General features: G+C 64.2%; 12 protein-coding genes and 1 pseudogene. 8 read left to right on the top strand and 5 right to left on the bottom strand.

Annotation, left to right across the window (positions count from 1 at the left end; translation table 11 throughout):
* A pseudogene (locus tag Q0L57_RS14220) lies at positions 1 to 298 on the bottom strand (amidinotransferase); the annotation flags it as partial.
* A 32-nt stretch (positions 299 to 330) separates the two neighbouring features.
* A complete protein-coding gene (locus Q0L57_RS14215; protein WP_296743598.1) occupies positions 331 to 1,926 on the bottom strand; it encodes an amidohydrolase in 1,596 nt (531 codons plus the stop codon).
* Between the two features lie 82 nt (positions 1,927 to 2,008).
* On the opposite strand from Q0L57_RS14215, the gene Q0L57_RS14210 reads away from it, so the two are divergent.
* The 5 genes from Q0L57_RS14210 to Q0L57_RS14190 all read left to right on the top strand — a co-directional run bounded on the left by Q0L57_RS14210 (position 2,009) and on the right by Q0L57_RS14190 (position 7,255).
* On the top strand, positions 2,009 to 2,905 hold the full coding sequence (locus Q0L57_RS14210; protein ID WP_296743597.1) for a LysR substrate-binding domain-containing protein: 897 nt from the start codon (positions 2,009 to 2,011) through the stop codon (positions 2,903 to 2,905).
* 401 nt (positions 2,906 to 3,306) lie between these two features.
* Positions 3,307 to 4,401, top strand: coding sequence for an ABC transporter ATP-binding protein (locus Q0L57_RS14205; RefSeq protein WP_296743595.1), 1,095 nt, complete (start codon positions 3,307 to 3,309; stop codon positions 4,399 to 4,401).
* A gap of 71 nt (positions 4,402 to 4,472) precedes the next feature.
* Positions 4,473 to 5,585 (top strand): ABC transporter substrate-binding protein, encoded by a 1,113-nt coding sequence (locus Q0L57_RS14200; RefSeq protein ID WP_296743593.1) that lies wholly within the window; start codon positions 4,473 to 4,475, stop codon positions 5,583 to 5,585.
* A 22-nt stretch (positions 5,586 to 5,607) separates the two neighbouring features.
* Positions 5,608 to 6,441, top strand: coding sequence for an ABC transporter permease (locus Q0L57_RS14195; protein WP_296743592.1), 834 nt, complete (start codon positions 5,608 to 5,610; stop codon positions 6,439 to 6,441).
* 4 nt (positions 6,442 to 6,445) lie between these two features.
* Positions 6,446 to 7,255: an ABC transporter permease gene (locus Q0L57_RS14190; protein ID WP_296743590.1), complete on the top strand. Its 810-nt coding sequence runs from the start codon at positions 6,446 to 6,448 to the stop codon at positions 7,253 to 7,255.
* Between the two features lie 451 nt (positions 7,256 to 7,706).
* On the opposite strand, the gene Q0L57_RS14185 is transcribed toward Q0L57_RS14190, so the two are convergent.
* Together Q0L57_RS14185 and Q0L57_RS14180 are read right to left on the bottom strand one after the other, a co-directional pair.
* Positions 7,707 to 8,252: a cytochrome b gene (locus tag Q0L57_RS14185; RefSeq protein WP_296743588.1), complete on the bottom strand. Its 546-nt coding sequence runs from the start codon at positions 8,250 to 8,252 to the stop codon at positions 7,707 to 7,709.
* A gap of 239 nt (positions 8,253 to 8,491) precedes the next feature.
* Positions 8,492 to 8,851: a metalloregulator ArsR/SmtB family transcription factor gene (locus tag Q0L57_RS14180; RefSeq protein WP_296743605.1), complete on the bottom strand. Its 360-nt coding sequence runs from the start codon at positions 8,849 to 8,851 to the stop codon at positions 8,492 to 8,494.
* A gap of 456 nt (positions 8,852 to 9,307) precedes the next feature.
* Here Q0L57_RS14180 and Q0L57_RS14175 point away from each other — a divergent pair, with 456 nt between their 5' ends.
* A complete protein-coding gene (locus Q0L57_RS14175) occupies positions 9,308 to 9,502 on the top strand; it encodes a hypothetical protein (RefSeq protein ID WP_296743586.1) in 195 nt (64 codons plus the stop codon).
* 8 nt (positions 9,503 to 9,510) lie between these two features.
* Here the strand turns inward: Q0L57_RS14175 and Q0L57_RS14170 are convergent, their stop codons facing one another.
* Positions 9,511 to 9,744, bottom strand: coding sequence for a hypothetical protein (locus Q0L57_RS14170; RefSeq protein WP_296743585.1), 234 nt, complete (start codon positions 9,742 to 9,744; stop codon positions 9,511 to 9,513).
* A gap of 193 nt (positions 9,745 to 9,937) precedes the next feature.
* On the opposite strand from Q0L57_RS14170, the gene Q0L57_RS14165 reads away from it, so the two are divergent.
* Positions 9,938 to 10,183, top strand: a complete 246-nt coding sequence (locus Q0L57_RS14165) for a DUF982 domain-containing protein (protein WP_296743583.1) — start codon at positions 9,938 to 9,940, stop codon at positions 10,181 to 10,183.
* Positions 10,184 to 10,485: 302 nt separating this feature from the next.
* Positions 10,486 to 10,728, top strand: coding sequence for a DUF982 domain-containing protein (locus Q0L57_RS14160; protein ID WP_296743581.1), 243 nt, complete (start codon positions 10,486 to 10,488; stop codon positions 10,726 to 10,728).
* Positions 10,729 to 10,783: the final 55 nt, after the last annotated feature.

The raw sequence follows: 10,783 nt of genomic DNA, 5'->3' as shown, positions 1-10,783 counted from the left end.
GCAGTTCCGGCGTCGGCTCGTGCCAGTGGATGTTGACGCCGAAATGCTCGTAGGCCGCGACAAGGTCCTTGTGCTGCGCCTGCGCGATCTGGACGTTGCAGGGCGCCTCGCGCAGGTGCTTGCGCGACAGCGAGCTGGTCGACAGGTGGCGCAGGAAGTTCGGCGAGCCGAGCAGCACGTCGGTCAGCACATCGGTCTCGTTGGCGAAACCCCAGGCGGTCAACGGCTTGGTGCCGCCATTGGGGTTGCGGCGCTGCAGCGAGAACGGCTCGGCGACGATGCGGTCATGGACGGTCATGGTGTTCTCCTCGGGATGGTCTTGTTGATCGGTCACGGGGTGGAAGCGGCAGGTATCCACCAGTCGCGCCCGCGCGCGGTGGTGACATATTCCGGCCAGCGGAAGTTTATCGGCGGTTCGTAGTCGCAAAGCGGCGCGATCCAGTTCGAGCCGCCAACGCCGCCACCGGTTCGCCTGACGAACTCGTCCATCGCGGCATCGCGCGCGGCCTTGTCTTCCAGCAAGCGCAGCGCGGTGAGCGCAACCGTCTTCGACGCGCAAGTCACCATCGGGTCGATGGTGGCGGGAATGCCGCCCAGCGCATTCATCACCCAGGCCGGATAGACATGGCCCTTCGCGGCGCGAAGCGCCGGACGGGCGACATAGAAGCGCGATGTCGGCGCATGCCAGCTCATGTCGGTGTAGTCGTCGGAGGTCGAGTTCACCTGCGAGGGCGGCAGGTCGCGGCGCAGGATCGCTTCGGCCTCCTGCGGCGAGATCAGCCGCTCCAGCTCGTCGATGAAGGGATTGTCGGTCGCTACGCCGCCGGCATTGACCTGCACCTCGCGGGCGATGGCCCTCGCCTCCTCGCTCCAGCGCGGCGCGCCGACAGTGGACAGCGCCTGGTAGGTGATGTCGGCCATGGCGTGGTTGGCGAGACCCGGCCGCGACTTCGATACCCAGTGGCGCTCGTAGCGGCAGCCGCTCATCTTCGCCGCCGCTTCCGCGTTGCGGTCGAGCACGGCGGTCACCTGCTCGGCCATGGCAATGGTCGGCACGCGGATCATGTACTGGATTTCAGCCAGGCCCGCCGGAAGGTTGTCGGCGGTCGCCTGTCCCGCGGTGAGGATCGCCTCGCTGATCGACCAGCCGCCCTGATGCGTCAGCATGGAATCGCGCAGCGCCTTGGAGGCCATGTACATCATCATCAGCGCGTCGTTGGCGCCGGGCGCCCTGACCGCCGAATGCGCCTGCGGGATCGGCGCGCCGTCGCTTGCCGCTCGTGTCCAATTCTCCGGTTGGTCGCAGACAAAACGGTAGATCATCGAATAGGCGGCGCCGCAATGCGTGTCCCAGCGCGCCGTGTTGCAGAGCGGCAGCATGTAGAAGGGATGGAAGGAGATCATGCCGGCGAGGCCGTCATAATAGCCCTTGGCGGCATGGATCGGCTTCGAGCCCCTCACCTTCTCCGCCGGCTCGCCGGTGAAGCGCAGCGTGCCCTTGATGCCGTGCTCGAGCATCGCCGCCTTGGTGGCCAAAAGACCGCCGAGGCTGCCAATGCCCAGGCCCGAATGCGGATCGGTGTGGCCGCCGGCCTCGACGCCCAGGCCCTCGCGCGGACGCTTCACCGTCGCTGCATCCTGGCAATTTCCGGGCACGGCGTCGTATTCGCCATACATGCCGATCGTCGGGCCGTCGCCATTCGTCCAGTGGGCGCAGAAGGCGGTCGGCATGCCGCCGGAGCCTTCCTCGACAGAGAAGCCCTCGCGCTTGAGACGGTCGACATACCAGGCGGCCGACTGGTACTCCCGCCAGGCGGTCTCGCCGAAGTCGAAGATGGTGCGCGTCCAGGCCGACAGGAGCGGCTGGATGCTGTCGATGCAGGCAAGTGCGGTTTGTTGGGCCGAAGTCGTCACTGGTTTTTCCATGCCTTAAAGAAAGCAGTGAAGCGGCTTATCAAAAAGTGATATGTTTTCCCGGCTCGTGCAAATTCGGTTCACCTGAGGCCTCTTGAGAATTCCATCCACGCAGGCGCTGCGCGCCTTAGACAGCTTCGCCCGTCACGGCAGCGTATGGCGCGCCGCCGACGAACTGCATCTGACCCGGAGCGCAGTCTCGCACCAGCTTCGGCTGCTCGAGCGCGACCTCGGCTTCGACCTCTTGCAGCGCATCGGCAAGGGCGTGGCGCTGACGCCGCGCGGCCAGCGCTACGCCGCCGATGTGCGCAAGGCGCTGACGGTGCTCGGCGATGCGGGAACGCAAAACAGCGGCGCCGGCGTCGGCGGCTCCTTCGCCATCTCCTGCCCGCCCGGCTTCGCCTCGATGTTCCTCTGCTCCCATATCGGCGAGTTCCAGCAGATGTATCCGGACGTGGCGCTGTCGGTGCTGACGCCGCGGCGGCTCGACGATGTCTCAAATCCGGAAGCGGACGCCTTCATCGCCTTCGGCGTCGGCAACTGGCCGAACCGGTCGGTGGAGTTACTTTGCGAAGTCTTCTTCACGCCGCTCTGCAGCCCAACGCTGCTCAACAAGGTGGGCGGCTTCTCCAAGCCCGCCGACGTGCTTCGCGCCAATCTGCTCCATCTCGGCGACACCGAGGACTGGGCGCGCTGGCTGGCGCTGTCCAAGGTGGAGAACCCCGACACCGAAGGCGGCATCTTCTTTTCCGACATGAACCTGGTGTTCTCGGCGGCGGTCGCCGGCCAGGGCATCGCCATGGGGGACGAGCTGACCGGCCGCCGCGCGTTGAGCGAAGGCCGGCTGGTCAAGCCGTTCGAGGCTTCGGTCCCCTCGCCGCGCTCCTATTTCCTGGTCTTCGAGCACGCCAAGGCCGGCCATCCGGTGCTCAATGCGTTCAGCGAATGGCTGAGGGCGAAGTTGCTGGAAAATAGGCTGGCGAAGTATTGAGGCGAGGCCCGCAGATACGTTGCGGAGAGTGCGATGGAGCGCCAACCTTCCGGTCGTCATCCTCGGGCTTGACCCGAGGATCCATGCCGTGACGACCGCGAATGGCATGGCCTATCAGAATTCTGCACCGTCGCAGCGCGCTGAGGTCACGGCATGGATTCTAGGGTCTGCGCGCGTCGCTCCGCTCCTTGCTCCGCCCTAGAATGACGAAGGTGTGGGCGCATTCGCCAATTACAAACGCTTGTGATCGTGTCGCCGTCAGCGCGCCTCCAAACGTGCAAGTGCTTTCGGGCCGAACCCATCATCCGTGAATCAAATTTGCCGATCAGGCGAAAACTATTCGGTTGCGGTGAACCCGCGCCCTGCCCTACGCTGATGCCAAGAGTGAGGAAAGAGGCAGGATGCAGCAACCCGGCCGGGCGGCGGAAATAAAGGCAGTCGGGATCGGCAAGAGCTTTGGCTCTTTCCGTGCGCTGGACAATCTTTCGCTCGATATCGGCCGCGGCGAGTTCCTGACGCTGCTTGGGCCTTCGGGCTCGGGCAAGACGACCTTCCTGATGATCCTGGCCGGGTTCGTGCAGCCGAGCGTGGGCAAGCTCTTCAGCGACGGCGCCGACATCACCGATCGCCCGGCCGAGCAGCGCGCCGCCGGCATGGTGTTCCAGGGCTATGCGCTGTTTCCGCATATGAGCGTCGAGCAGAACATCGCCTTCCCGCTCAAGGTGCGCAAGAAATCGGCCGCCGAGATCAAGCGACGCGTCGCCGACATGGTCGAGCGCGTCGGCCTCAAGGGCCACGAGAAGAAGCTGCCGTCGCAGCTTTCCGGCGGCCAGCAGCAGCGCGTGGCGCTGGCCCGCGCGCTGGTGTTCGAGCCGGGCGTGCTGTTGCTCGACGAGCCGTTTTCGGCGCTGGACAAGAGCCTGCGCGGCCAGATGCAGGCCGAGATGAAGCGGCTGCACCAGGAGACCGGCACCACCTTCGTCTTCGTCACCCATGACCAGAGCGAGGCGCTGGCGCTGTCCTCGCGCGTCGCCATCTTCAACCACGGCAAGCTGTTGCAGGTCGGCAGGCCGGACGAGGTCTACGACCGCCCGGCCAACCGCTTCGTCGCCGAGTTCCTGGGTGAGATCAACATGCTGCCGGTGAAGGGCGTGAAGCCCGCCGACAATGGCGCGACAGGCTTGTGCGAGGATCGCGCGGTCAACATGCGCTGCAAGGCCGAGGCGATCAAGGGTGACGCCATCCTCGCCATCCGGCCCGAGCATATGTCGATCGCGCCTGAAGCTTCGGCCGGCGAGAACGGCATTGCCGCCACCGCCGTCGCCTCGACCTATCTCGGCGCCGCGACCAAGCTCGACCTCACCACGCGCCAGGGCGCCAAGGTCACCGTCTCGGTGCCGAACGAGGTTGCGGCCGCGGCGCTCAGCAAAGGCAATTCGGTCTGGCTGACCTGGCCGGCCGAAAAGGGTTTCCTCCTTCCGGACGGAGGACAATGAGCATCGCTGCTGCGGCCTGAATTCGCCGCACCGGCTTCCGGACCAGATCAACGACAACAAGGGGAACTGACATGAACGACACCAAGAAAACCGCAATCGAGAACCTGTCCGAAAGGGCAAAGCGCGGCGAGATCTCGCGCCGCCAGTTCGCGCAACTCGCGGGCCTCGTGCTTGCCGGCACGCCGATGCTGCTGCGCTCGACCCGGTCCTTCGCCGAGTCGAAGGGGCTGGTGCTGGTCAACTGGGGTGGCGACGCCATCACGGCCTATGACGCCGCCTACGGCCAGGCCTTCACCAAGGACACCGGCATCCCGGTCAAGATGGACGGCTCGGGCCCGACGGAGGGCGCGATCGCGGCGCAGTACAAGAGCGGCGCGCCGACCTGGGACCTCGTCGACGTCGATCCGTTCTCGGCCATCACGCTCGGCGGCCAGGGCATGCTCGAGCCGATCGACTACAAGATCGTCGACAAGAGCAAGATGCGGCCTGGCTTCGGCTGGGAATACGCGGCGTCCACCTATTTCTTCTCCTATGTGATCGCCTACGACTCGCAAAAATTCGGCTCGAACGCGCCGACTGGCATGGCCGACTTCTTCGACGTCAAGAAATTCCCGGGTAAGCGCTCGCTCTACAAGTGGGGCGTGTCGAGCTGGGAAGCGGCGCTCCTCGCCGATGGCGTGGCGCCCGCTTCGCTCTATCCGCTCGATCTGAAGCGCGCCCATGACAAGATCGCGGCCTTCAAGGAGAACGTCGTCTCCTATTGGGGCGGCGGCGCCGAAAGCCAGAGCGTGCTGCTCAACGGCGAAGCCTCGATGGCGATCGTGTGGTCGACACGCGCCTCGCTGATCGAGCAGGACTCCGGCGGCCAGATCAAGTTCATCTGGGACCAGGGCCTGATCTCGCCCGGCGCGCTGGCGGTCTTGAAGAACAACCCAGGTGGCAAGGACGCGGCGATGAAGTTCATCGCCAGCACCCAGGACCCGCAGAAGGAACTGGTGATGTTCGACAAGCTTGGACAGGGTCCGGCGAACCCGGCCACCGACGCGCTGATCCCGGCCGACAAGAAGCGCATCAACCCGGTCGATCCGGCGAACATGACCAAGCAGATCCCGCTCGACATGGAGTGGTACGCCAAGAACTACGGCGCGGCGCTCGACGAATACACCAAGATCATCTCGGCCTGATCGGGCTGGGGTTTTCTTACCGATGAGAGGCACCCTCTCCGACAGGACGGGCGCGGCGCTGTTGATGGCGCCGCTGCTCCTGTTCCTGATCCTTGCCTATGCCTGGCCATTCCTCGGCGTGGTGAAGTGGAGCTTCACCCTGCCGACGCCCGGCCTTGGCCAGTACCATGCCCTGCTCACCGACGACCTCGTGCAATCGGTGTTCATCCGCACGTTGCGCATCGCGGCGATCGTCACCGTCGTCTCGGTCACCGCCGCCTACGCCATCACCGTGGTGTGGGTGCGCGGCAGCCCGGCGCAGCGCGTGCTTGCCGAATTCTGCATCCTGGTGCCGTTCTGGATCTCGGTGCTGACGCGCGCCTTCGGCTGGGTGGCGCTGCTCTCCAACCGTGGCCTGATCAACACCTGGCTGCAATCGATCGGCTTTATCTCCGAACCGCTGACGCTGGTGCGCAACGAATTCGGCGTCATCGTCGGCATGTCGCATTTCCTCATCCCCTTCGCGGTGTTTCCGCTGGCTTCGGCCATGCGCAGCCTGGACGAGCGGGTGCTGCTCGCGGCACGCGGTCTGGGCTCCAGCCGCATGCGCACCTTCTGGACGGTGTTCGTGCCCATGACGCGCTCCGGCATCATCGGCTCGGCGCTCATCGTCTTCGTCTTCTCGCTGGGCTTCTTCGTCACCCCCGCCATCCTCGGCGGCGGCCGCAGCGTGATGATCGCGGAACTGATCTACCTGCGCATCTTCCAGAGCCCGGATTGGGGATTGGGCGCGGCGATCAGCGTCGTGCTGGTGGTGTTCGTCGGCGCGCTGATGGCGCTGCTCTTCCGCTACGTCAAACCAAAGCAGCTGGTGTAGCTCGATGCCCACCTACCGCCCTGGCCCCGTGTCGCTCATCCTCGCCGTCCTGGTGGCGTTGTTCCTGCTCATGCCGCTGCTTGCGGTCATCCCGGTCTCGCTGACCCCGAGCCGCATGCTGACCATGCCGACGGGCGAGCTGTCGCTGCGCCACTACCGCTCGCTGATCGAGGATCCGCGCTGGCTGGATTCCATCGTGCTGTCGATTCGGATCGGCGTCGTCAGCAGCATCATTTCGACCGTCCTGGCGCTCACCTTCAGCCTCGGCGTGTGGATGTTCCAGCCGCGTTTCACGGCTGCCCTCGTCGGCTTCGTGCTGCTGCCGATGGTGGTGCCGCCGGTGGTCTCGGCGGTGACGCTCTATTTCCTGCTCACCTCGATCTCCGGCCTCACGTCCTTCTTCGGCTACGACACCTGGCTCGGCGTAGCCATGGCGCATTCGGTGATGACGGTGCCCTTCGCCACCGTGCTCATCCTGGTTTCGCTCAGCCAGCTCGACCGGCGCATCGATCTGGCCGCGCGCGGTCTCGGCGCCAGCGTCTGGGAGCGCGCGACGCGCGTCATCATGCCCAACATCAAGTTCGGCATCGTCACCGCGTTGCTTCTGTCCTTCGTGCTCTCCTGGGAAGAGATCGGCGTGACACTGTTCATCACCTCGGTGAACGCCATCACCCTGCCCCGCCTGATGTGGATGGGCCTGCGCGACAACATCGACCCGGCAATCGCCGCGCTTTCGGTGATCCTGATCGCCATCACCGTGATGGTGCTCGCGGTGCGCAGCGTCGTCACCCGGTCGGTCTCGGGAAAAGCCTGAGGCGCTTCCTGTCCCGAGCTTGCGTCAGAACGAAATGACGGAGCGGTTCGTCGCTTGCGCGATGAACCGGCCAGACGCGCGGCCTGACGCAAGCTCCGAAAAAATGCGTATGTCAGAAAATAAAGAGGCCCGCCGTTCCTGGGTTCGGCGGGCCTCGTGAGGCGCCGAAGTGGAAGTTCGACCCATCACGTGATCCGGGGGTGTGGATCGCCTGCAAGATTAGCCAACGACGGCCGGGCGGGCGATATACAAATCCGTAAACTTTGAATTTCGGGCACCAGAAGCCTACCTAAAAAGGTTCGCAATATCATATACTTACGTCGCGTTTGGTTCCGCCGGTAACCGCCATCTCAAGGAAATGTGATGAAATCCGGAGCCTTGGTGCCGGGGTGCTGCGCACCGGGTTTGCGTCTCTGACAGGTGGCCCGGCAAAGCGCCCGACCGAAGCGACTCAGCCCTCGCGCCCGGCCGGAAGCATTCTCGTCAGGACGCCGTCCCTGCGGATGAAATGGTGGTAGAGCGCGGCGAGCGCATGGATGCCGGCCATGATCAAGATGCCGTTGGCACAGAGCGAATGAAGCTCGCGAATGGTGCGCGCGGTGGTCCTGTCCGGAGCAAACGGGGCCGGAATCGTGAACAGGCCGAAGAAGCTCAGAGCATCGCCCCTGAACCAGGTCAAGAGGATGCCGAGCACAGGAATAGCGATGAGCAGCGCGTAGAGGATGAAGTGCCCAATCTTCGCCGCCGCCTGCTCAGGCGCCGACATTTCCGCGGGAAGTCCGGGCGCTCCCCTCATGCCGCGCAGCACCACGCGCCAGGCGACGAACGCGGCCAGAAGCAGGCCGAACGAAATGTGCAGACGCCAGAAGAAAGCGACCGCCGGATCCCCGCGGGAATAGAAGGCGTCGCCATAAGTCAGGGCATAGAGCAGAAGAACGAGCGCGAAGAGCGCCCAGTGCAAGAACTTCTGGGTGGATGTGTAGGTGTTGACGGCCATTCCGCGCGGCTCCGTTCGACAGGTTCCCCTGTTTCGAAGGCCTTCCTGGCAGACTTGTGACCGCTAAATTAAGAATTCGTAAGACTTCGACCAATTGACGCGGCGCGAACGGCGAGGCCGCGGGATGGTCGAGTGGCGGCTTCCAGGCGCGACATCAGACGAAGGCCCCCCGGCCTCGTCCGACTGGTGCGCAATTCCGGAACGGAAAGTCGTTTCCGGTTTTGCCGGTTATCGCCCGATCAGGCGGCCTGCGGCCGCCGCATCCTCTCGACGAAAGCCTGCCGAGCTTCGCCTGCCAGCGGCTTCTCAGTGGCCAGCAGGCCATCGAGAAGCGACAGCAGCTCGATCGCCGCTGAGGACTTGCAGGAGTAGTAGACCATCTGGCGGTCGCGGCGGGTATCGACCAGGCCAAACCTGCGCAGTTTGGCCAGATGCTGGGAGAGTGCCGACTGGCTGAGTTCGACCTTGTCGGCAAGCGTGCCGACCGACAGTTCGCCCTCGGCCAGGTAGTTCATGATGAGCAGACGCTTCTCGTTGCCCATCACCGCAAGAAACGCGGCGGCGCTTTCTGCGTTGGCGGTTAGTTTCTTCGTGACCATAGATTTCCCCATGTTCATGCTCTTCCGAGGCCATGGGGGCAAAATGGCACCAGAGTTCCAGAGCATTTGGTGGGCCTTTCCCGACGCGGAATCGGAAACCGGCCCCTTGCTTCTTGTTCGACCAGAACCTTACGTAACCCGGTTGCCACCACGTCAGGATTCTGGTCTCGGACAGCATGCTCCGCGTTGTCGCGTGACGCAAGCCGGCGCAGACTCTGAAAAATTCCGCGCTGCTAATGAGTATCAGCGCTTCGTTGTTTCAGCAAGGATATAGCGAGGACGAACGGATATTTGCCTCGCGGCGGGCAGTCGCGGCCATCTGGTTTGGGGGTTCGCGGCGGGGCCGGGTCCAGGCTGGACGAACGGGCAAACCGCCGAAGGTCTCACCCAAGAACCCGAAACCGTGCTAATATTAGCCGGGATAGAAACGGGACAAACGGGCTCGAGGAGAAGGCCATGCCCAACGAGCGAAGCACATTCACTCCCGCCGAGACGGCCCTGCTCGGTCGTGTCTTCGAGAGTGGGCGCGTCGCTGGAGAAACGGAGGAGCAGAAAGAGGCGCGCGCCTCGCGCATCCTCGCCAACTACATGGCTGGTATCACCGACGAGGCGGAACTCGTCGAGCTGTCGCGAAAGCCGCTTGGACGGTAGTCGCGGACTCAGTCGATCCGGGCTTGCGCGGATTCGGGATCAAGCACCAGGAAGCTGGAGCGTTGCAGCCTGGCGTCCGACTGAGCCGGTGTGGCCGGCAGAACCTGCCCGATCCCGATATCGATTGCCGTGATCGGAGCCGCGACGACGGGATTGGCACCAACCCACAAAACTTCGGTCGTGGTCGCTGCGGCGACCGCGATCTGGACGAGGATGATTGCCATGAAGGTATGCTTGATCATCGCCCGCAAACGCCGCAGTCCGCCCGCTGGTTCCCTGCTGATCGTAACAAAAGATAAAATTTTAACCATCTCTGCGGTGGCGGAAGCCGGCGGGTAACGTGCCCGGCATCACATCCTGTTGAAATATCGGGATGAAACCACCCCGGCGACCTGTGCGTTTGTCTTGGTTGCAATGCCCAAAGGGTTTCTTCCAATGATCCAGGGATGGTTTTCCAAGCCGGTCGAGGTCGCCGTCGGCGTAACGGGCTCGATCCGTCACATCTCCAATGCGCAGCAGGCCATCGAATTGCTGACGGGACAGTGGCGCGACGCCGGCAGCCCGCTACACAGCGCCGCGGTCCGCACCTGCCGCCGGGCGATCAGCGGCGACGTTCCCGCCGACAATGCCAGGGACGCCTTCGTCAGCGCCGCCCGCGCGGCGCATCTGCTGGTGGAATAGATGCGATGAGGGCGTGGCCGCATAACACAGGTTAAGGCACTGGCACCCACTCTCCGCTAGGTTCCAGCCCTGGCTGAAACAAGCGTGGCAACCAATCGGCCGGAGGCCCGCCTACCGGCATGGGCGGGCCTTTCTCGCCGCTGATAAATGCCCAATCAAAAAGCGAAGATCGTTCGGAACCTAATGCGCCCACGATGGTTAACGCGCGGGTCCGCCGATGGTCCGCTGGCCCGCATCCCATCGGGCGCCGTCCGGCGTCGATTGCTTGCTCTAAAAAGACGACCTCAAAAATGGAGGAAGTGATGAACGATGTCTGGTTTTCCGAACCGGTCGTGATCGATTTCCAGCCAAACGAAAGACGTAAAGTGTCGAGCTGCTTCGAGGCTGTCGAATGCCTCGACCACCGTTGGCCGAGACGGGCGCGCGACCGCGCATGGCGTTCGGCCAGCCGCGTCTGTCGCGACGCGCTCGACGGCCTGAGAAGCCCCGTTGAAGCGCGCAAGACACTGCGCAGGGCGGCCAAAGCCGCCGGCATGCTCGGCTGAGCGCCGCCGATCGCTGAGCGAAGGCGAAGAATTCCGGGAACTTCGCCGCCGAAGC

Source organism: Mesorhizobium sp. (assembly GCF_024509055.1).
Lineage (GTDB): Bacteria > Pseudomonadota > Alphaproteobacteria > Rhizobiales > Rhizobiaceae > Mesorhizobium.
The sequence above is the reverse complement of the archived record's forward strand: the minus strand, read 5'-3'. Positions and strand labels throughout refer to the sequence as shown.

Bases quoted from the DNA above. Each gene is read 5' to 3' on its own strand.
- Q0L57_RS14215 (WP_296743598.1), bottom strand. From the start codon at position 1,926: ATGGAAAAACCAGTGACGACTTCGGCCCAACAAACCGCACTTGCCTGC.
- Q0L57_RS14205 (WP_296743595.1), top strand. From the start codon at position 3,307: ATGCAGCAACCCGGCCGGGCGGCGGAAATAAAGGCAGTCGGGATCGGC.
- Q0L57_RS14200 (WP_296743593.1), top strand. From the start codon at position 4,473: ATGAACGACACCAAGAAAACCGCAATCGAGAACCTGTCCGAAAGGGCA.
- Q0L57_RS14195 (WP_296743592.1), top strand. From the start codon at position 5,608: ATGAGAGGCACCCTCTCCGACAGGACGGGCGCGGCGCTGTTGATGGCG.
- Q0L57_RS14190 (WP_296743590.1), top strand. From the start codon at position 6,446: ATGCCCACCTACCGCCCTGGCCCCGTGTCGCTCATCCTCGCCGTCCTG.
- Q0L57_RS14185 (WP_296743588.1), bottom strand. From the start codon at position 8,252: ATGGCCGTCAACACCTACACATCCACCCAGAAGTTCTTGCACTGGGCG.
- Q0L57_RS14180 (WP_296743605.1), bottom strand. From the start codon at position 8,851: ATGGTCACGAAGAAACTAACCGCCAACGCAGAAAGCGCCGCCGCGTTT.
- Q0L57_RS14175 (WP_296743586.1), top strand. From the start codon at position 9,308: ATGCCCAACGAGCGAAGCACATTCACTCCCGCCGAGACGGCCCTGCTC.
- Q0L57_RS14170 (WP_296743585.1), bottom strand. From the start codon at position 9,744: ATGATCAAGCATACCTTCATGGCAATCATCCTCGTCCAGATCGCGGTC.
- Q0L57_RS14165 (WP_296743583.1), top strand. From the start codon at position 9,938: ATGATCCAGGGATGGTTTTCCAAGCCGGTCGAGGTCGCCGTCGGCGTA.
- Q0L57_RS14160 (WP_296743581.1), top strand. From the start codon at position 10,486: ATGAACGATGTCTGGTTTTCCGAACCGGTCGTGATCGATTTCCAGCCA.